The 21,134-nt window shown below is 40.6% G+C and carries 14 protein-coding genes and 1 pseudogene; 9 read left to right on the top strand and 6 right to left on the bottom strand.

Annotated elements, in window-relative coordinates; translation table 11 throughout:
- Positions 1-77 precede the first annotated feature (77 nt).
- Both dapF and acsF read right to left on the bottom strand, forming a co-directional pair.
- Positions 78-917, bottom strand: a complete 840-nt coding sequence (gene dapF / locus AC6IZ0_RS04630) for a diaminopimelate epimerase (RefSeq protein WP_271731513.1) — start codon at positions 915-917, stop codon at positions 78-80.
- Positions 918-1,016: 99 nt separating this feature from the next.
- Complete coding sequence (acsF, locus tag AC6IZ0_RS04625; RefSeq protein WP_497725248.1) at positions 1,017-2,093, bottom strand: magnesium-protoporphyrin IX monomethyl ester (oxidative) cyclase; 1,077 nt, start codon at positions 2,091-2,093, stop codon at positions 1,017-1,019.
- Positions 2,094-2,571: 478 nt separating this feature from the next.
- On the opposite strand from acsF, the gene hemN reads away from it, so the two are divergent.
- The 4 genes and pseudogenes from hemN (at position 2,572) to AC6IZ0_RS04605 (ending at position 11,071) form a co-directional block, all read left to right on the top strand.
- A complete protein-coding gene (gene hemN, locus AC6IZ0_RS04620; protein WP_497725247.1) occupies positions 2,572-3,954 on the top strand; it encodes an oxygen-independent coproporphyrinogen III oxidase in 1,383 nt (460 codons plus the stop codon).
- 270 nt (positions 3,955-4,224) lie between these two features.
- Positions 4,225-6,910: pseudogene (locus AC6IZ0_RS04615) on the top strand (DNA methyltransferase).
- A 128-nt stretch (positions 6,911-7,038) separates the two neighbouring features.
- Positions 7,039-9,729, top strand: a complete 2,691-nt coding sequence (locus tag AC6IZ0_RS04610; RefSeq protein ID WP_497725246.1) for a DNA methyltransferase — start codon at positions 7,039-7,041, stop codon at positions 9,727-9,729.
- A gap of 649 nt (positions 9,730-10,378) precedes the next feature.
- A complete protein-coding gene (locus AC6IZ0_RS04605; protein WP_271733119.1) occupies positions 10,379-11,071 on the top strand; it encodes a manganese catalase family protein in 693 nt (230 codons plus the stop codon).
- Between the two features lie 186 nt (positions 11,072-11,257).
- Here the strand turns inward: AC6IZ0_RS04605 and purH are convergent, their stop codons facing one another.
- Positions 11,258-12,784, bottom strand: coding sequence for a bifunctional phosphoribosylaminoimidazolecarboxamide formyltransferase/IMP cyclohydrolase (gene purH / locus AC6IZ0_RS04600; RefSeq protein WP_497725245.1), 1,527 nt, complete (start codon positions 12,782-12,784; stop codon positions 11,258-11,260).
- A 480-nt stretch (positions 12,785-13,264) separates the two neighbouring features.
- Here purH and AC6IZ0_RS04595 point away from each other — a divergent pair, with 480 nt between their 5' ends.
- The 3 genes from AC6IZ0_RS04595 (at position 13,265) to AC6IZ0_RS04585 (ending at position 16,266) form a co-directional block, all read left to right on the top strand.
- Positions 13,265-14,815, top strand: a complete 1,551-nt coding sequence (locus tag AC6IZ0_RS04595; protein ID WP_497725244.1) for a P-loop NTPase family protein — start codon at positions 13,265-13,267, stop codon at positions 14,813-14,815.
- Between the two features lie 41 nt (positions 14,816-14,856).
- Positions 14,857-15,660: a creatininase family protein gene (locus AC6IZ0_RS04590; protein ID WP_497725243.1), complete on the top strand. Its 804-nt coding sequence runs from the start codon at positions 14,857-14,859 to the stop codon at positions 15,658-15,660.
- Positions 15,661-15,762: 102 nt separating this feature from the next.
- A complete protein-coding gene (locus AC6IZ0_RS04585; protein WP_497725242.1) occupies positions 15,763-16,266 on the top strand; it encodes a 2TM domain-containing protein in 504 nt (167 codons plus the stop codon).
- A 219-nt stretch (positions 16,267-16,485) separates the two neighbouring features.
- Here AC6IZ0_RS04585 and AC6IZ0_RS04580 read toward each other — a convergent pair whose 3' ends face one another.
- The 3 genes from AC6IZ0_RS04580 to AC6IZ0_RS04570 all read right to left on the bottom strand — a co-directional run bounded on the left by AC6IZ0_RS04580 (position 16,486) and on the right by AC6IZ0_RS04570 (position 18,045).
- Positions 16,486-16,824 (bottom strand): salt stress protein, Slr1339 family, encoded by a 339-nt coding sequence (locus tag AC6IZ0_RS04580; RefSeq protein ID WP_497725997.1) that lies wholly within the window; start codon positions 16,822-16,824, stop codon positions 16,486-16,488.
- A gap of 154 nt (positions 16,825-16,978) precedes the next feature.
- Positions 16,979-17,584: a vWA domain-containing protein gene (locus tag AC6IZ0_RS04575; protein ID WP_497725241.1), complete on the bottom strand. Its 606-nt coding sequence runs from the start codon at positions 17,582-17,584 to the stop codon at positions 16,979-16,981.
- 101 nt (positions 17,585-17,685) lie between these two features.
- Positions 17,686-18,045 carry a Rieske (2Fe-2S) protein gene (locus AC6IZ0_RS04570; protein WP_271730851.1) on the bottom strand — a complete coding sequence of 120 codons (360 nt, stop codon included), beginning with the start codon at positions 18,043-18,045 and terminating at the stop codon, positions 17,686-17,688.
- A gap of 138 nt (positions 18,046-18,183) precedes the next feature.
- Between AC6IZ0_RS04570 and AC6IZ0_RS04565 the strand changes: the two genes are divergently transcribed.
- Together AC6IZ0_RS04565 and AC6IZ0_RS04560 are read left to right on the top strand one after the other, a co-directional pair.
- Complete coding sequence (locus tag AC6IZ0_RS04565) at positions 18,184-19,230, top strand: J domain-containing protein (RefSeq protein WP_497725240.1); 1,047 nt, start codon at positions 18,184-18,186, stop codon at positions 19,228-19,230.
- A 200-nt stretch (positions 19,231-19,430) separates the two neighbouring features.
- On the top strand, positions 19,431-20,318 hold the full coding sequence (locus tag AC6IZ0_RS04560) for an ATP adenylyltransferase family protein (RefSeq protein WP_497725239.1): 888 nt from the start codon (positions 19,431-19,433) through the stop codon (positions 20,316-20,318).
- Positions 20,319-21,134 lie beyond the last annotated feature (816 nt).

Genomic DNA, 21,134 nt, shown 5'->3' with positions numbered 1-21,134 from the left:
GTTTAATCAAGGTCACAAAAAGCAAAACCGGAGGGGGATAACCTCCGGTGTGGTCAGAATTTATCGGGGAATAAAGTTCAAATTTGACCGGTAAAGACTCGTTGAGCAGGTCCTGTCATGTAAATTCGTTGGTTGGTTTCTGACCATTCAATTTGCAAGGGTCCACCAGGTAATTCTACGGTGGCGGTGCGATCGCATTTTCCGGTTAACACCCCTGCTACTAGGGAAGCACAAGCACCAGTCCCACAAGCTAATGTAATACCTGCTCCTCTTTCCCACACCCGCATTTTTAAATAGTCGCGACTGACTACTTGAATAAATTCCGTGTTTGTCCGTTGGGGAAAGGCTGGATGATGTTCAAATTGAGGGCCAATAATTTCTAGGTCAATGGCGGCGACATCTTCCACAAAGGTGATACAGTGGGGATTCCCCATACTTACACAGGTAACTTCCCAGGTTTTACCTGCTACTTCTAAGGGTTGATTAATCACTTTTGTCTGAGCAGTCCCTAGGGTTGTGGGAATTTCCCCAGCTAGCAACCGGGGTAAACCCATATCTACCTTGACTTGACCATCAGTCATGAGTTGGGGTGTAATTACACCTGCTAGGGTATGAATATGATATGAATCTTTGGTTCTAGATTCCCCTTCTAAGTCAGCTAAAAATCTGCCTAAACAACGAATACCATTACCACACATTTCCGGTTCTGAACCATCAGAATTAAAAATCCGCATAGTATAATCAGTACCGCTTTCTCCTGGTAAGGCAAAAATTACACCATCAGCACCAATGCCAAAATGGCGATCGCATAACTTAACTGCTTGTTCAGGAGTCAACAATGGTAAAGATGACAAGCGATTATCTATTAAAATAAAATCATTCCCCAAACCATGATACTTAGTAAATTCTGTTGCCATCTTCCCTAGAATAAATTATCAATGACTAGAGGAAATTATAACGAAAATGCCGACATACCCCACCTCAAAAAGATGGGGTTTTACCTACCATGAATAAATTTAACTAACTGTGGCGCGTGTTGATTCAGTATCAATGGGTTTGATGAAGTAAAGACGCAACATATGGGAAATAATCGCCAAAGTGGGGGGGATTTTTTGCCAGAACTTGATAATTCCAGGGCGATTACTTTCCTTAATTTCCGTCAGTCTCTGGGTGTTGATGAAACACTGTTCTAATCGCCAGAAAAATTCGGGGTGATTAGTATCTAAAATTATAGGAAAAGCCCTGGCTGAGGTGTTATTAGTCTCCTGGATGACTGTATTATTGTATTTGCGCGGGTGTATACCAATGGCTTCATAAAATGTGGCCCGTTCAAATACTGTAATGGTATGGGTGAGAAATACAGTCAACAAAAAGAACCGCACCCACAATCGTGCTTTCCAATTGTTCCATAATTTTGGTTGCGATCGCAACAGTGCTTTAAAGAAATCCCCATGACGGTTTTCATCCTGACACCAACTTTCAAACTTGCGGAATAGAGGATAAAATTGATATTCAGGATTTGCCTGTATATGACGGTGGATTAAGATGTAACGCCAGTAACCAATTTTCTCCGAGAGGTAGACTGTATAAATTACCCATTCTGGAGGGAAAAAAGTATATGTACGGTGTTTAGTCAGATAACTTAAGTCTAGAGACAGATTAAAATCTGCCATAGATTTATTGAGAAATCCCGCATGGCGTGCTTCATCCCGTGCCATATAATTAAAAGCATCAGCCAAGAGGGGATTTTTAGCTTTGAGTCTGCGGGATAATTCTTTAAACAGCAAAAACCCCGAAAACTCTGAAGTACATGAACGCTCTAAAAAGTCAATAAAAGCGCGGCGTTTTTCTCCATCAACGTGTTCCCAAGATTGCTGAAACTCTTCATCGCGCACAAAGTGATGGCGGTTATAGTCAGCGCGCAACTCGGCGACAATGGCCTCCAACTCAGTCTCATGCGCGGAAATATCTAAATTAGCCACCGCTTCAAAGTCAGTGGTATAAAAGCGAGGCGTTAACAAAGTTTCCTGAACAGGTGCTTTAATCCCTGGTTTCGTGTAATTGGGGTTGGGAGTTTCAATAGACTTAACCATGAGACTGCTTTCATGTTTGATCTTTTCATATTTATATAAGCATAAATTATCAAAATGACACATCAGTTAAATTATTGAAAAGTAATTTTAGATAAATAACCTTAACTACCAATTGCTAATTCTGATTTTATCCAGTAATCCAGGGAACCGAGAGACTATTTATTAACAAACTTTCTCTGTAGTCAGATGCTAAATGTGTACAGTAAAAGCCAGCCAAATCTAAAGAAATATTAATAAGTTTATAGCTATACAAATATTAATAGTTAAATTATTTTATGAGAGAACAATAATGCGATGCCTACCACCAATGATAATCGCAGCTAATTTCTACAGTTTAGCCTATTTGGTGGGAGTCAACACATCACGCATTGGGGAAACTCTTTAGACTAGATAACAGCGAAAGCAGAGAAATTTATTAGTAGTTTGATTTCCGCCGCGCTACATGAGGCGGGATGGTTACAGTTTTTTGGAGGTTTTGATGGTTTTTGTCTTGCCTGGTGTTAAATTTGATCTAAATATGATCCAAAAGTATGATACTCCTGCACCCCGATATACAAGTTATCCACCTGCTACGGAGTTAAATACAGAATTTATTGCAGGTGATTTTCGCACCGCCATCACCGCATCCAACTACCGAAAATCTCCCCTGTCTTTATACTTCCATATCCCCTTTTGTCAGACTGCTTGTTACTTTTGTGGCTGTAATACAGTAATTTCTCAAAACAAGAATATTGCCAAACCTTATATAGAACATTTGGCGCGAGAAATCAAGAACATGGCACGCTTAATTGATCAAGACAGAAAAGTCCTGCAAATTCATTGGGGTGGTGGTACACCCAACTATTTAAATCAGGAACAGGTCAAATTTTTGTGGAAACAAATTACAGATAACTTTAATATTGATTCCCAAGCTGAAATTTCCATTGAAATTAATCCCAGTTATCTCGATAAAGACTATATTTTCTTTTTGCGTGAGGTGGGGTTTAACCGGATTAGTTTTGGTATTCAAGACTTTAACCCCCAAGTACAAATTGCTGTGAATCGTCTCCAACCAGAAGCATTACTGTTTGATGTCATGGATTGGATTAAAACAGCCAAGTTTGATAGTGTGAATGTAGACCTAATTTATGGTTTACCCCATCAAACTCTCCAGACCTTTCGGGAAACAGTCAGCAAAACCATTGCATTAGATCCTAACCGCATTGTTGTGTTTAATTTCGCCTATGTACCATGGATGAAACCAGCACAAAAAAATATTCCCCAAGTCGCATTACCGCAACCCCAGGAAAAGTTAGAAATCCTCAAAATGACCATTGAGGAACTGACAAATAGTAAGTATCTCTTTATTGGTATGGATCATTTTGCTAAACAAAATGATGAACTAGCGATCGCCCAACAAAATCGTACCCTCCAGCGGAACTTTCAGGGATACACCACCCACGCAGGAACCGAACTATTAGGCTTTGGTGCTACATCTATTAGTATGCTCCATGATGCTTATGTACAGAACCACAAGCAGTTAAAGAATTATTATCAGGCGATCGCCTCGGATATTTTACCTATAAGTAAAGGTGTTAAACTTACTCAAGATGATATCATTAGAAGGGATGTAATCATGTGTATTATGTCTCACTTTCATCTGCATAAGCAAGATATAGAAGACAAACATCACATCAGTTTCGATGAATATTTTACCCATGAACTAGAGGCTTTAGCACAACTGCAAGCTGATGGACTGGTGAACATATCCACCAAAGACATAGAGGTCACAGATATTGGTAGGTTATTAGTCAGAAATATTGCTGTTATATTTGACAATTATCATCAAACCAAAGAACAGCGATTTTCCCGAGCAATTTGATATTGATGATTAATGTATAGAATATTGTTTTACCCCACCCTAACCCTCCCCTTGTCAGGGGAGGGAAAACCTTTGCGAACCTTTGCGCGTACTTAGCGACCTTTGCGTTTAAACACCGTACAGGCGATCGCCCCCCAGATCACCGACTTCCAGCCAAATTATGGTAGGGTATCTCTAATTATGTGAGAAGTCCGGGAGCTAAACTTACCCAAAGTGGATTAACCTATAACATGGTAACTACTCACACCACCTAGGGTATCTCCACCAAAAATGACAGCAGCAACCCCCCAAAGCCTAAATAAATTCGTCAACTTTTGTCAGCAACACATCAAAGGACAAGAAAAACAAGAAGCGCAAACATTCTTAGACCGATTTTTTAGAGCCTTTGGACACCAAGGACCTAGACGCGGGGGCGAAATTTGAAGAACCCATCAAAAAAGGGAGTAAAAAAGGTAAAACCGGGTTTGCTGACCTAGTGTGGAAACCCCGCGTATTAATTGAAATGAAAAAACGCGGCGAAGACCTAAGTAAACATTACTCCCAAGCATTTGATTACTGGACACGATTAGTACCCCAACGCCCCAAATACGTCATATTATGTAACTTTGATGAATTTTGGATATTTGACTTTGACATTCAGCTAGATACACCCGTAGATCAAATATCCCTAGAGCAGCTACCAGAAAGGGCGGGAGCCTTTACCTTTATGGAAATTGGCAATAAAACTCCCGTATTCAACAACAACCAGGTAGAAGTCACAGAAAGAGCCGCCCGACGCATGGGTCAATTACTCCTAGAACTAGAAAACCGGAAAATTGACAAACCAACAGCACAAAGGTTTATTTTGCAATGCGTCTTAGCTATGTTTGCTGAAGACAGACAACTATTACCAAGGGATATGTTTATTTCCTGCGTTCAAGACTGTATTAATGGCGCAAGTTCCTACGACCTTTTAGGTAATTTATTCCGGGAAATGAACCGACCGGGTAAAACCCCAGCGGGACGTTATCAAGGCGTAGAGTATTTTAATGGCGGGTTATTTTCCCACATTGAACCAGTGGAACTGACTCCAGGAGAATTAAACATTCTGGATGTTTCCGCTAAAGAGAATTGGAGTAAAGTTAGACCGGCTATTTTTGGTAACTTATTTGAAGGGACAGTAGATCAACAAGAGCGCCACGCTAAAGGTATTCACTACACCTCAGAAGTGGACATCATGAAAATTGTCCGACCTACCATTAGCCGTTATTGGGAAGAAAGAATAGAGGAAGCTAACACCCTTAAGGAATTAGAACTACTGCAATTAGAACTACAGAGCTATCGAGTCCTTGACCCAGCTTGTGGTTCTGGCAACTTTCTGTATATAGCCTATCAGGAATTAAAGAGAATTGAAACCCTGCTCTTAGAGAAAATCCAGGAAAATCGGAAATTAACCTCCAAGCAAATGCAGATGGGTTTAGTCACCCCCATGCAATTTTATGGGATGGATACTAACTTATTTGCGGTAGAGTTAGCGCGGGTAACATTAATGATTGGGCGGAAAATTGCCATTGATAATTTCCAGTTAACTGAGCCAGCTTTACCCTTGGATTCTTTAGATAGGAATATTATCTGTGGGGATGCCTTATTTAGTCAATGGCCAAAAGCCAACGCAATTATTGGGAATCCGCCATTTTTGGGGGGTAAACATATGAGAATAGCTTTAGGCGACGAATATATAGATAAAGTTTTTCAACAATTCCCCCAAGTTAAAGACTCAGTAGACTTTTGCGCCTATTGGTTTAGGTTAGCGCACCAACACCTTGATGAACAAGGGAGAGCAGGTTTAGTAGCGACCAATTCAGTCAGTCAGGGTAAAAGCAGAGTCGCAGCTTTAGATTATATTACTCAAAATCAGGGTTATATTCATGAAGCCGTATCTACCCAACCATGGTCAGGGGAAGCGAAAGTTCATGTAAGTATTGTCAACTGGTGTAAAGCCAAACCGGGTAAATACTATTTAGATGATGAGGTAGTTAGCAGAATTAATTCTTCTTTGAAATCTAGTATTGATGTTTCTCAAGCTGTGCGATTAAAAGCCAATTTGAATAAATGCTTTCAAGGGGTGATTCCGGTAGGAAAAGGTTTTTTTGTGACAGAGGAGCAAGTAAAGGAATGGATAAAAGCGGATGGGAAAAACCAAGACATTCTCAAGCAATCTATTTCAGCCAAAGATTTAACAGATAATCCCCATGGTAAACCAGAGCGGTGGATTATTGACTTTAATGATATGAGTATTGAAGATGCGAGTGAGTATCAATTACCCTTTGAGCATATTAAAATCAATGTCAAACCAGAAAGAGATAATAACCGTAGAGATGTTACCAGATTGAATTGGTGGAAATATGGCGAAAAAAGACCAGCTATGAGAAAAGCTCTTTCATCTCTATCATTTTATTTTATAGTTCCCAGACACTCTAAATGGTTTATTTTTATTCCTGCTGGATCTAATTTGCTACCAGCAGACTCAACTAATATTATTGCATCAGAAGACTTTTACATATTAGGTATTCTCACATCTAAAATACATCGCCAGTGGGTAAAAGCCCAAAGTTCAACTTTAGAAGATAGAACTCGCTACACTAATACCACCTGCTTTGAAACCTTTCCCTTTCCCCAGACAGCAACAGGGGAGATAGTAGAAAAAATCCGAGCCAAAGCCCTAGAACTGCATGAATATCGGACTCAACAAATGGAGTCTAAACAGTGGGGAATCACCACATTATATAATAAATTCTACAACGAGCCTAGTAGTAAACTGTATAAACTCCATGAACAACTAGATAAACTAGTCATGGAAGCTTATAAGTTTAACCCTGAAAATGACATTTTAGAGCAACTCTTAAAATTAAACCAAGAGCTAGGAGAGAAAGAAAACCAGAATCAACAGGTAATCGGACCCCAAGCAGTTAATTAAAATTTTGTCAAAAAACACCTTTGCGAACCTTTGCGCGTACTTAGCGACCTTTGCGTTTAAACCCCGGACAAAAACACAAATCTATAACATAGTAACTACTCACACCACCTAGGGTATCTCCACCAAAAATGACAGCAGCAACCCCCGAAACCCTAAATAAATTTGTCAACTTTTGTCAGCAACATATCAAAGGACAAGAAAAACAAGAAGCGCAAACATTCTTAGACCGATTTTTTAGAGCCTTTGGACACGAAGGAGCATTAGACGCGGGGGCGAAATTTGAAGAACCCATCAAAAAAGGGAGTAAAAAAGGTAAAACCGGCTTTGCTGACCTAGTGTGGAAACCCCGCGTATTAATTGAAATGAAAAAACGCGGCGAAGACCTAAGTAAACATTACTCCCAAGCATTTGATTACTGGACACGATTAGTACCCCAACGCCCCAAATACGTCATATTATGTAACTTTGATGAATTTTGGATATTTGACTTTGACATTCAGCTAGATACACCCGTAGATCAAATCTCCCTAGAGCAGCTACCAGAAAGGGCGGGAGCCTTCCGCTTTATGGAAATTGGCAATAAAACTCCCGTATTCAATAACAACCAGGTAGAAGTCACAGAAAGAGCCGCCCGGCCCATGGGTCAATTACTCCTAGAACTAGAAAAACGGAAAATTGAGAAACTAACAGCGCAGAGGTTTATTTTGCAATGCGTCTTAGCTATGTTTGCTGAAGACAGACAACTATTACCAAGGGATATGTTTATTTCCTGCGTTCAAGACTGTATTAATGGCGCAAGTTCCTACGACCTTTTAGGTAATTTATTCCGGGAAATGAACCGACCGGGAAAAACCCCAGCGGGACGTTATCAAGGCGTAGAGTATTTTAATGGCGGGTTATTTTCCCACATTGAACCAGTGGAACTATCCCCAGAGGAATTAAACATTCTGGATGTTTCAGCTAAAGAGAATTGGAGTAAAGTTAGACCCGCTATTTTTGGTAACTTATTTGAAGGAACAGTAGATCAACAAGAGCGCCACGCTAAAGGTATTCACTACACCTCAGAAGTGGACATCATGAAAATTGTTCGCCCTACCATTAGCCGTTATTGGGAAGAAAGAATAGAGGAAGCTAACACCCTTAAGGAACTAGAACTACTGCAATTAGAACTACAAAGCTATCGAGTCCTTGACCCTGCTTGTGGTTCTGGCAACTTTCTGTATATAGCCTATCAGGAATTAAAGAGAATTGAAACCCTGCTCTTAGAGAAAATCCAGGAAAATCAGAAATTAACCTCCAAGCAAATGCAGATAGGTTTAGTCACCCCCATGCAATTTTATGGGATGGATACTAACTTATTTGCCGTCGAGTTAGCGCGGGTAACATTAATGATTGGGCGGAAAATTGCCATTGATAACCTACAGTTAACCGAGCCAGCTTTACCCTTGGATTCTTTAGATAGGAATATTATCTGTGGGGATGCCTTATTTAGTCAATGGCCAAAAGCCAACGCAATTATTGGGAATCCACCATTTTTGGGAGGTAAAAAACTACGCCTAGAATTAGGAAATGAATATACAGATAAACTATATCAAGAATTTTCCGAAGTTAAAGGACAACCGGATTTTTGTGTGTTCTGGTTTAGAAAAGCCCATAATTATTTAGATGAGAAAGGGAGAGCGGGTTTAGTTGGGACTAATTCCATTGCTCAAGTCTCTGGGAGAAAAGCTAGTTTAGATTATATTGTTAGTCATGGTGGTATTATTTATGATGCAGTTTCTACCCAACCCTGGTCAGGAGATGCAGCTGTTCATGTGAGTATTGTTAATTGGTGTAAAGAACCAACTAAACAGAAGTTTTTAGACAGCGTAGAGGTTGAATTAATTACCACATCGTTAAAAAGTGAAACATCAGTCACCGGTGCTAAAGTATTAAAAGCTAATAAAAACTTTTCTTTTCAAGCTTGTGAATTATCCGGTAAAGGCTTTATAGTTTCTGAAGAGGAAGCGCAAGCATGGATGATTCAAGAGCCTAAAAACCGAGTAGTGCTTAAACCCATGGTGGATGGTAAGACTTTAATTAATCCCTATGAGAAGTTAGATTGGGTAATTGACTTTAATGATATGTCCATTGAACAAGCATCAGAGTATAAGTTACCTTTTGAAAGAGTTAAAGATCAAGTCAAGCCAGAAAGAGATAAAAATCGAGAGGAATCAAGAAGAATTAACTGGTGGAAATTTGGTAGAGTCAGACCAGCCATGAGGGAGGCTTTAAAAAAGCTTAAACTTTATTTTGCCATACCAAAGATTTCTAAATGGATAGTTTTCACCCCTGTAGATATATCGATTTTACCCTGTGAAGCTAATATGGTAATTGCATCAGATGACTTTTACATATTAGGTATTCTCACATCTAAAATACATCGCCAGTGGGTAAAAGCCCAAAGTTCAACCTTAAAGGGAGATACTCGCTACACTAATACCACCTGCTTTGAAACCTTTCCCTTTCCCCAGACAGCAACAGGGGAGATAGTCGAAAAAATCCGAGCCAAAACCGTAGAACTCCACGAATATCGGACTCAACAAATGGAGTCTAAACAGTGGGGAATCACCACATTATATAATAAATTCTACAACGAGCCTAGTAGTAAACTATCTAAACTCCATGAACAACTAGATAAACTAGTCATAGAAGCCTATAAATTTACCTCTGAAGATGACATTTTAGAGCAACTCTTAAAATTAAACCAAGAGCTACAAGACAAAGAAAACCAGAATCAAAAAGTAATTGGACCCGAAGCAGTGGGCGATCGCCCCTAGAGACACCCGCAGATCCCCGACTTCTAGATAAATTATGGTGGGGTGTCTATGATTATGTGAGAAGTCGGGGATCTTACCCCAAAACATCTTCCCAACAAACACCTTTGCGAACCTTTGCGCGTACTTAGCGACCTTTGCGTTTAAAAACCGTACAGGCGATCGCCTAACAAACACATAACCCCTGGTTTCTTACATCCCACCCAACCAAATAAAATATTGTCAAAAAACACCTTTGCGAACCTTTGCGCGTACTTAGCGACCTTTGCGTTTAAACATTGTACAGGCGATCGCCTAACAAACACATAACCCCTGGTTTCTTACATCCCACCCAACCAAATAAAATATTGTCAAAAAACAACTTTGCGAACCTTTGCGCGTACTTAGCGACCTTTGCGTTTAAACATTGTACAGGCGATCGCCCCAAAGCTCCCCAACTTCTAGATAAATTATCCTAGAGTATCCCTAATTATGTGAGAAATCGGGGATCTTACTTTTGATACTCATAACTATTTCCTCTGACAGAAAGCATTGTCCGTGAGAATTGATAATCTCAACTTAATCAGAGTAAATCTTGATTTTCGAGCCGTCCAGGATTTTATTCGGCTGGGGTATTACTTGCGATTAAAAATGCTTTTTATCAGAGGTATTTATGTTTTACCACAAAAAAGAGCCTATTCACCCTGTGAATGTTTGTGAAGCTGACCCTCGTTTTGCGCAATTACTCCTAGAGCAGTTTGGGGGAGCAACCGGGGAACTATCAGCAGCTTTGCAATATTGGGTACAGTCTTTTCATGTGGAAGATCCGGGAATTCGGGATATGCTCCAAGATATTGCGATTGAAGAATTTAGCCACCTGGAAATGGTGGGGAAACTAATTGAAGCTCATACTAAAAATACCGACCAGACCGAAGCATATAAAAGTACTCTGTTTGCTGTGAGAGGTATGGGACCCCACTTTTTAGATAGTCAAGGGAGTGCTTGGACAGCACATTACTTGAATGAAGGTGGCGATGTAGTTCGGGATTTAAGAGCTAATATTGCAGCTGAAGCTGGCGCACGTCAAACTTATGAGGAATTAATTAAACTAGCAACGGACCAAGGGACTAAAAATACTTTAGTGCACCTGTTAACCAGGGAAGTTTCTCATACTAGAATGTTTATGAAGGCTCTGGATTCATTAGGGAAATTAAGTGAGCCATTTTTTGGGAATATTCAACCCGATGAAACCGTTGATATTTATTACAACCTATCTGCAAATGGGGATGGTAAAGATCAGCGTGGCCCTTGGAATCGGGAGCCAGATTTTAAATACATCCCTAACCCACTGGAAAGAAAATCTTAAACTAAAGCCATAGAGCTAATAGTCAAAAAACAAAAAGCGCCTGGGAGTGTGGCCGTGTTTCCACCCCAAACGCTTTTTATTTTTAACTTGCTCCTCACACACTATTAGATAGTACAGTTAGTTACTCAAAAGGCAAGTTTGATATGTGACAGTTTATGAACTGTCATACAACCACTTGGCAGAAGTTTAGTGTAAAAAGTGACGTGTGCCAGTTAACACCATGACTAAACCGAGTTCATTTGCAGCCTTTACAGAATCCTGGTCGCGTAAACTTCCACCGGGTTGGACAATTGCAGTAATTCCCGCTGCTGCGGCTGTTTTAACTGAATCATCAAAGGGGAAAAATCCATCGCTGGCGAGAATTGCACCTTGGGCTTTTGCACCTGCTTGCTCTAAGGCAATTTTCACTGAACCAACCCGATTCATTTGACCAGCACCTACCCCTAGGGTGGTGCGATCGCGAGTAATGACAATAGCATTAGATTTGACGTGTTTACAAACCTTCCAAGCAAAGAGTAACTCAGCTAACTCGTCTGGGGTGGGTTGACGTTCTGTGACTACTTGCCATTCACCACTATCAGCTATTTTATCATCAGCGGACTGGACAAGAAAACCCCCGGCGATCGCCTTGACAGTTTCCTTAGGGCCACTAGTCAAATCTGGTAAAGTTAAAATCCGTAGTTTAGATTTTGCCGCCAAAACTTCTTGGGCTGCCGCTTCACAACCGGGAGCAACCACACATTCTAAAAATGTCTTAGTTAACTCTTCCGCTGTAGCCACATCAATGGGGTGATTGAGTGCGACAATTCCCCCAAAAGCCGAAACAGCATCAGCATTAAAGGCTTTTTGATATGCTTCCACCAGGGTACTACCCAAAGCCACACCACAGGGGTTAGTGTGTTTAATCACCGTTGCTGCTGGGGTATCAGTAAACTCCGCAATAATTTGGCGGGCGGCTTCTAAATCCACCAAATTATTATAACTCAGTTCCTTACCTTGCAATTTCGTAGCCGCAGCCCAACCGGTGGGAGTTGTACCGGTTTGATACCAAGCAGCAGGTTGATGGGGGTTTTCACCATAACGCAGAGATTGCAATTGCTGACCGGACAGGTTGTAAGTATTCTCAGATTGTTGGCTGAGATAAGCTGCTATGGCTTGGTCATAACTCGCTGTATGGGAAAACCCTTTTAAAGCAGATTTCTGGCGAAAATCTAGGGAAGCAGTCCCGTTATTGTGGCGTAATTCCTGTAAATATTCCTCATACTGTCCTGGGTCACATAATACCGTCAGATGGGCGAAATTTTTCGACGCAGCCCGTAACATCGCCGGACCACCAATATCAATTTGTTCTACCGCCTCCGATAATGTTACCCCGGGTTTAGCAATGGTCTCCTCAAAGGGATAAAGATTGACAACTACTAAATCAATGGGGCGAATTTGGTTAGTTTCTAAATCTGTTAAATGTTGGGGAATATCCCGCCGCGCCAAAATTCCGCCATGAATGCGAGGATGTAAGGTTTTAACTCGACCACCTAAAATCTCAGGTGAACCTGTGTAATCAGAAACCTTTGTCACTGGTAGTCCCGCATCCTTGAGGGTTTGGGCGGTTCCCCCGCTGCTGATTAAATTAAATTCAAATTCTTCGACCAAGCGACGGGCCAGGTCAACTATACCAGTTTTGTTAGATACACTCAGCAGGGCTAGACGCGCCATGTTTTAGTTCCTCAGATGTAGGCGATAAAACGAAAGATCCTCAGTTTTACATAAGGTTGGGTTCACTTCAAGACCGTAGGACTCAAAAGGCTGTTAGTTGTGCTGATGATCTGGGGAATAAATTAAGAGTCTGATAGCTAAAGTCCACTAAAAGTGGACTGGTGCGTTACTTAGAATACTCTAGTTAGTTTAATGTATTTTTTTATATTTCATATCAAGCTATAATATTTAGATAAATCTGCCATAGGAAGCTGCTGTTAGGCAATATCCGCGACTTCTATGAAAATTGATGCTTACTTGATAATATCATCCTAAGAAGTCGGGGATATCCTGTTAGTCAGCTTTCAGTCAGAGGTTAAAAATCCCACACTGTGGGTTTGTTACCAGTCAACGGTCAACAGTCAACGGTTCAACTCCGCTCACCGACCACCGTCAACAATGATGGGAGTTATAATTAAATCAAGCTATACGTAAACTTTTATGACTAAATGGTTTAACACTGCTGGCCCTTGTAAACCAAATATCCACTATACACTACCCACTACCGAACGGTTACCCCAATTAAAACGACTGATTGATCAAGAGAATTACTTTGTTATCCATGCACCCAGACAAACCGGTAAAACCACTGCCATGCTCACCTTAGCACAGGAATTGACAGCCAGTGGTAAATATACTGCTGTCATGGTATCTGTAGAGGTGGGGGCTGCTTTTCCAGATAAACCAGATATCGCCGAATTAGCGATTTTAGATGCTTGGCGTGGTGCTATTAGTCACAGGTTACCCGATGAATTACAACCCCCTAAATGGCCTGATGCTCCTGTAGGGCGACGGATTGGAGCAGCATTAGAATCATGGGCAAAGATTTCATCCCCTCCTTTAGTGGTGTTTATTGATGAAATCGATGCTTTAGCTAATGAAACCTTAATTGCTATATTACGACAAATTCGTGATGGTTATCCCAATCGCCCCCAAGGTTTCCCCCAATGTGTAGCCTTAATCGGGATGCGGGATGTACGTGATTATAAAGTAGCTTCTGGCGGTAGTGATAGGTTAAATACCTCTAGCCCTTTTAATATCAAGGTAGAATCTATCACATTAAGTAATTTTACATTAGAAGAGGTAAAAAGTCTATACGCACAACATACCACAGCCACAGGGCAAATCTTTACCCCCGAAGCCATTAACCACGCCTACTATTTAACTCAAGGTCAACCTTGGTTAGTCAATGCGATCGCCCGTCAAGTTACCGAGTATTTAGCAGAAGATGTAAATATCCCCATCACGGTAGATTTAATTAATCAAGCTAAGGATATACTAATTCAAAGGCAAGACACCCATTTAGATAGTCTCGCCGAGCGACTGCGAGAGGATAGGGTAAAAGCAATTATTCAACCCATGTTAGCCGGGGATGAGTTAGGCAACGTTCCTGATGATAATTTGCGCTATGTGTTAGATTTAGGTTTATGTAAACGGGATAGAGGTGGTGGACTGGAAATTGCTAATCCTATCTATAGAGAGGTATTTCCGACAACTTTAGCTAATGTCACAATTGCTTCTTTAACATTTGTTCAACCCCTGTGGTTAACACCCACTGGAAAACTGGATGTAACAGCACTGTTAAATTCATTCTTAGACTTTTGGCGACAACACGGGGAAGCATTATTTAAAAGTACCCCTTACCCAGAAATTGCTCCCCACTTAGTATTAATGGCATTTTTACACCGGGTTGTTAATGGTGGTGGTAGCCTAGAACGAGAATACGCCATAGGCTCTGGGAGGATGGATATATGTTTAAGGTATGGGGATGTAGTCTTAGGGATGGAATTAAAGGTATGGAAACAGGGTAAACCCACCCCATTACAGCAAGGATTGATACAATTAGATAAGTATTTATCAGGATTAAATCTAGATACAGGATGGTTAGTAATATTTGACCGTCGCCCTGATTTACCCCCCATTAGTGACCGAACCACCACGGAAATAGCCCGGAGTCCCCAGGGCAGAAATATCACAGTCATTCGCGGATAGGTTTGTCATCTATCCCTGTCAACCGTCAACCGTCAACTAATATGCACAGTTTTATTCCCCCTGAAAGGTTTTTTCCCTACCTAACTTGGACTGATATCCAAGCTATGCCAAATAAGGAAAATGTGGTTATTATTCAACCTGTGGGCGCTATTGAACAACATGGACCCCATTTACCTTTAATTGTTGATGCTGCTATTGGTGTGGGAGTGTTGGGGGAAGCTCTCAAAAAGCTAGATGCAAGTATTCCCGCTTATGCTTTACCTACCCTATATTATGGTAAATCCAATGAGCATTGGCATTTTCCCGGAACTATTACTTTAAGTACTCAAACCCTGACAGCAGTAATTATGGAAATGGGGGAAAGTATTTACCGCGCTGGGTTTAGAAAATTGGTGTTAATGAACTCACACGGTGGACAACCCCAAGTTATGCAAATGGTAGCCCGGGATTTACATATTCAATATGGTGATTTTTTGGTGTTTCCCTTATTTACTTGGCGTGTGCCTCATATTACCAAAGAATTATTAACACCCAAGGAAGCAGCCCAAGGTATGCACGCCGGAGATGCTGAAACTAGTATTATGCTGGCAATTCTACCAGAACAGGTAAGAATGGATCAAGCTGTTGCTGAGTATCCACCAGAACAAACACAAAGCAGTTTACTGAGTTTAGAGGGCAAACTACCTGTTTCTTGGGCTACAAAGGATATAAGTAAAACAGGGGTAATTGGCGATGCTACAACCGCAACCAAGGACAAAGGCGATCGCATCCTGGAATCTGTCTCTAACGGTTGGGTACAAGCTATTAAGGATATTTACGCTTTTGTGCAACCACAACCCCGGTGATAATTTCCATAATATCTGTCTACACCCCATTGAGATTTGTTAGTCTAGATATAGTAAAAATAATGGCTAACAGTTACCTGTTTAGACTCACAGATCATAGTTATGACGGCATTTGAACCTCACAAGCTTCGTTCTTATAGCCAGGAAGATGTCCAGAAAATACTTCAGTTAGCGATCGCTCGTCAAGCTGATGACCAAAATAAGGAATTTTCCTATGAGCAACTGTTAGAAATTGCTCAAGAGTTAGATATATCACCAGACTCTCTCAATCTAGCAGAAGTTGACTGGCGATCGCAACGGAGCGAAATTGAACAAAGACAAGCCTTTAACGCCTACCGCATCGGAAAATTTAAGAAACGTCTGGGTAATTACGCAATTCTTAACAGTTTTTTGATGCTGTTAGATTTCGTCGGCGGTGGCGGTCTTACCTGGTCGTTATATTTCTTAATATTTTGCAGCTGCACATTAGGGCTAGATACTTGGAATACCTTTCAAACTAAGGGGGAAGAGTACGAAATGGCTTTTCAAAAGTGGTATCGTAAACATCAAATCAAACAAACCATCAATACAGTCGTAAGTAAGTGGTTTAAGGCCTTACAAATTTAGCTAAAAGCCAATTTTACCAGAGATAAAACCCCTAGAAAACATCCAGAGGCTTAAACTAACAACGGGTTATTTCATAGCATTTCCCATGCTCGTGAGGTACAATTTTTTTTAGTTTGAGGGAACAGGGAACAGGGAACAGGGAACAGGGAACAGGGAATAGGGAATAGGGAATAGGGAATTGGTGTGTACTTCATGAGCCTGAAAAAGGCTATAAGTTGTTTATTCGTCGCTTTGTAAATATCCCATCGCCGCATCTAATTTAGAAGGATAACCTTCAGCAAACCTTTCAAACCAAAGACCTTCGGTAGAAAACGGATCTAATGTTTTCAACCATGTTTCTGCTTCCCCCCGTAAAGCTGCTAAACCTTGCGCCTTAATTTCAGCTTGGCGAATTTGTTCCTGTTCTATTGCTTGCTGTTTTTGCAACTCCTCAAGCGCATCTTGTTGAGCAAAATCAGTCCGCACCTGCGCCAAAAGACTATCCTCTAAAGATAAAGACTTTGTTGGTGGTGGAGTTGAGGATTTAGCTGTGTTTTTCTGTGGTTGTGGCCTGGGGATTTACCCTGATGATATTCAGCTTTGAGTTCACCCAGGAGCTTGTCAAGAGAATCCATGGTTTTAACTTAATCAGTACCCAATTAAAACTTGAAGAAGCCCAAACCACAAGGGAATCATCTGTGGTTAATTCAATCTTGAACACCGCCAAGCTCAACTAGTCAGTAATAGCATTGAGTAGAACTTCTGATAAACTCATATCTTCCATATCTTCCATGGTCACGGTGTCACAGATATCAAACTTCGCCCCAGCGCTTTGCAAATCATCATCTAAAACCTTGAGAAAGCGGGTAGCTTGTGGGTCTGTACCAACTTGAATCAAGGAAATACTTAATTCTTCGTCGGTATCCATACGGCGAGAAGCTTCGATAATTACCTTCATGACTGCTTTGCGGTCATCGGGTTCTCCATCGGTTACTACCAAGATGATTTCGCCATTGGGCTGAGTTTGACCTACACTCTTGCGGTGAAAGTAATTCTCAATTGCATCTTTTAACACAGATGCTAAGTCTGTGGAACCAGATGGGTCATTTTCTTGAAATATTTGTGTGACCTTGGACGCAGTGACATTCTCATAGCGCTTAAATCTACCAGAGAATAAATATACAGTGATCCCATCTGGGTCGAATTGCTCACACTTACTGGCTAAGGCTAGGGTGGATTCTTGTGCAGATTGCCATCTAGTTCTACCACCTTTTTGATCTGGGGTAGCCATGCTCCCGCTTTTGTCGATAATTAGTGTATAGTCCCTACTTTCTAGCATGATTTGATTCCCACTCATAACTATGCCATCTTTAGTATAGCAACTTGTATACAGGCAAGCGATCGCCCCTAGGTGAGTGAACGCTTGCCATTTAGAGGCTATTATTCCTCTTGGATATCAACCCAAATACTACCTTCTTCCACACGCACAGGGAATACAGGTAGGGTTTTTTGTTGTGAAATCATGGAAAGGACTTTACCTACACCAGGTGGCCATGGACACCAATCTTTTACCTCTCCAGTACCTAAGTCAAAAGCACTGCGATGTATAGGACAAACAATCGCCCCGTCTGCGGTAATTTTGCCATTTTTCATCGGCATTTTTAAATGAGGACAGGTGTTATCTACAGCATAAAGCTGATTCTCATGGTTGACAAGTAAAATTTTACGTGCGCCAACTTTTACTACCTGTCTCCCATTGGGTTCCAGGGACTCAGCCGCAATAACTTTAGTCCAGCCCATTAGGTTCTCCTTTCTTAATGATCTGCTTTCAGTTTCGCGCAATTGTGACCACTGCGATCGCTGGAATTAACTGATTAAACTGAATATTGTGGGTGTACGATCTGATCAGATGTAAATTTCCTCAGACTGGCCTACTTTATGCCGAAAAAACGCACACCTTCATCCCAGTCAGCAACTACAACATCACTGGCGCTGTCATCTATCCATCTTCGCATGGAAACTTTAGACAAAGAACACAAGTGGTTATTAAAACAAATTAAGCGAAAACGGACGGAACTGCAAAACTTTTTGACACAAATGAGTTCCGTAGCCACGGATGTATTAAATCGCTATCATCCCCATTTCCAAGAACTGGTAGATATTGATCGAGAAATTCATACTCTGTTTGATGAAATCTTGAATAAAAGAAAGTTGGGTAAACAGAGCAAAAAAGATATTCAAGCAATTTACTATCAACTCCAATTTGCCAGAATTATCACTCCTGAGCCTAGTAATTATGCAGAATCTCAAGACACACAGGAGGTAACAGATGATTTCTCACATCAGCAGAGAGAAGAACACAGTCAATACCAAGAACCCCAGGAGAGTCTAAACTTTTCTTCAGTAAACAAATCTGAAGCCGCCAGAAAAATTCGCCAGACATTTCTAAGTTTAGCAGAAATATTTCACCCAGACAAGGTAAAAGATAGGGAAACTCAAATACTGCATACTGAAATTATGAAAGAAATCAACAAAGCTTACCAAGAGGGTGACTTAGCCAGACTCTTGGAAATTGAACAGCAACATCAATCCGGAAAATATTATATTGATATGAATAATCAAGACGATTTAAATCGTCAATGTATGAGGATAGAACAGCAAAATCAAATCCTCAAAACTCAGTATCATAAATTGAAACAGGAACTTCGCCAAGTGAAAAATACCCCAGAAGGCGCAATGGTTACTGACTGTCGCAAAGCGGCGCGAGCAGGAATAGATGCTATTGCAAGTATGGCAGAACAACTAGAAGCTGAAATTAAAACTATTACTGCTATCCGCGATTTTGTGAGAGCCTTTAGAGAACAGAAGATCACTATCAGAGAATTCCTCGCTAGACCAGAGATTATGCGCACCTTCACCCAAGACAACATAGATGATAACCTTGAAGAAATGTTTTTTGAGTTGGGTGAAATTATGTTTTTCTAAGAGGATGTTTTAAAAGTGTTTTAGCCTAACCTAACCCTCCCATTGACAGGGGAATGGGACTTGATTTTATTGCTTCCCTTTTTGGTAAGGGTGGATTAATAGGGGGAAAAATCTGATAAAAATTCCCTCTGGGAAAGTTATAGAACAACTTCTAGAAATCAGAATTAAAAGTTACACAAAATATAATTCAATATTTTATCATGTCCCAAGGAAAAATATTACTGAAACCTGACACGTTGTGGAAAAGTATCAAGGAGCAGACCCAATACGCCCTAGAATGTGGGGCGCTGCTGTCAATACCGACTGATTTTGAATTGGTCGAAGACAATGGTGTTAAATTTTTAGTCAGAATTTTATCTAATCTGCTCCGCAAGGATACAGACAAGGAGCAGCAAAAGAAAAAAACTAATCCCTTTCTTCCCTATGAGCAAGATTTATTCGTTGCCGATATTTCCCAGAGTCATGTTTGTATATTAAACAAGTTCAATGTTGTTGACTATCACCTGCTAATTATTACCCGTGCCTTTGAAGAACAGGAAAAATTACTCACCCTAGAGGATTTTACAGCTATGTGGGCTTGTCTAGCTGAGTTTGAGGGTTTGGCGTTTTACAATGGTGGTAAACTGGCTGGAGCTAGTCAGCCACATAAACACCTGCAAATGGTACCCTTACCACTCACGCTTTCAGGGCTGCAAATACCTATAGAACCCCTACTAACATCTGCAGCATTTGTAGATTCTGTAACTACTATACCAGGATTGCCTTTTGTTCACGCTTTGGGCAAACTAAACCCCAGGGATTCGCCATACACAGCCGCAATAACTACACTAGAGCTATATCATACCTTATTAAGTGCTGTGGGGTTAGAAGCCCTTGACGACAACAGACAATCTGGAGCTTACAATCTTTTAGCTACACGGGAATGGATGTTAATTATACCGCGATCGCGTGAGGATTTTCATGGTATATCTATCAACTCCTTGGGATTTGCGGGGGCGTTGCTGCTACGAAACCAGGAACAAATGCAGATAATTAAACAATACGGCCCAATGACTATCCTCAAGAATGTGGCTTTAGCAGTGCCCTGAGTCAGTATTTCAGTGGTTCAGCCCTAACTGTACCGTGCTCAAACTCCTATTTCTAGATGAATTTAGCAAAATTGGCGGTTTACTTATTTACTTATGTTATGATTCGTATTAACATAGCTTTATGCTTTGTGCTGCACTTCTCATTTCCTCACCAGTATTTGGCGAATTAAGTTACCCGGAGTAACTCAGAATGAGAATGCTACTGGCGACAAACTTGATTCTTTTGAGCCTACAACTATTGCTGAAAAAGAGTAAAGTTTTGTTACAATGTTTTTAACTGTGTTGAAATTATGAATTTTGAGGAACAGAGGCTGGTATTAACTTAATTGAGGGAAACAGGAATTATCCTGAAATTCTCAATAGAGTCTAATCAGTAACTTTCATGTTTAGCTATTTTGTGCTTTGAGACTAATGCAAAACAACAGCAATTAGATGGTCAATAATGGTTGTGATCTCACATCTCATCGCAGAAATAGACAACATAAATAGACAACGATAGGAGTTTGACCAAGTTTAGCCTTGGGTAAGTTGCTAGAGTCAAAATACAGTGGGACTAGTTAACAATTAGAGAAAGTTTCTAGAAATCCACTGTCGTTCTCAGCTAAATAGAATGTGATGAGTTTAGCAATATAAGGTTTGATGTCATGCTAAGAAACAGCGAAATCGGGGTTAATCATGGTTCTAACCTCAAATTAAAGCTTGGAGATCAACATTACACATATTTTTCCAGGACTGGAATTTTAAGGAATCTCACCATCGGAAAGCCACTAAAATAAAAGATAGTGGAATGAATCTTTCCACTATTGAAGTCAAGAA

It is taken from the genome of Anabaenopsis sp. NIES-4685 (genome assembly GCF_059725405.1).
Note: the sequence above shows the minus strand (reverse complement) of the source record. Positions and strands in the feature narration are given on the sequence as shown.

Bases quoted from the DNA above. Each gene is read 5' to 3' on its own strand.
- dapF (WP_271731513.1), bottom strand. From the start codon at position 917: ATGGCAACAGAATTTACTAAGTATCATGGTTTGGGGAATGATTTTATT.
- purH (WP_497725245.1), bottom strand. From the start codon at position 12,784: ATGGCGCGTCTAGCCCTGCTGAGTGTATCTAACAAAACTGGTATAGTT.
- AC6IZ0_RS04605 (WP_271733119.1), top strand. From the start codon at position 10,379: ATGTTTTACCACAAAAAAGAGCCTATTCACCCTGTGAATGTTTGTGAA.
- AC6IZ0_RS04565 (WP_497725240.1), top strand. From the start codon at position 18,184: ATGCCGAAAAAACGCACACCTTCATCCCAGTCAGCAACTACAACATCA.
- hemN (WP_497725247.1), top strand. From the start codon at position 2,572: ATGGTTTTTGTCTTGCCTGGTGTTAAATTTGATCTAAATATGATCCAA.
- AC6IZ0_RS04585 (WP_497725242.1), top strand. From the start codon at position 15,763: ATGACGGCATTTGAACCTCACAAGCTTCGTTCTTATAGCCAGGAAGAT.
- AC6IZ0_RS04590 (WP_497725243.1), top strand. From the start codon at position 14,857: ATGCACAGTTTTATTCCCCCTGAAAGGTTTTTTCCCTACCTAACTTGG.
- acsF (WP_497725248.1), bottom strand. From the start codon at position 2,093: ATGGTTAAGTCTATTGAAACTCCCAACCCCAATTACACGAAACCAGGG.
- AC6IZ0_RS04560 (WP_497725239.1), top strand. From the start codon at position 19,431: ATGTCCCAAGGAAAAATATTACTGAAACCTGACACGTTGTGGAAAAGT.
- AC6IZ0_RS04575 (WP_497725241.1), bottom strand. From the start codon at position 17,584: ATGCTAGAAAGTAGGGACTATACACTAATTATCGACAAAAGCGGGAGC.
- AC6IZ0_RS04595 (WP_497725244.1), top strand. From the start codon at position 13,265: ATGACTAAATGGTTTAACACTGCTGGCCCTTGTAAACCAAATATCCAC.
- AC6IZ0_RS04610 (WP_497725246.1), top strand. From the start codon at position 7,039: ATGACAGCAGCAACCCCCGAAACCCTAAATAAATTTGTCAACTTTTGT.
- AC6IZ0_RS04570 (WP_271730851.1), bottom strand. From the start codon at position 18,045: ATGGGCTGGACTAAAGTTATTGCGGCTGAGTCCCTGGAACCCAATGGG.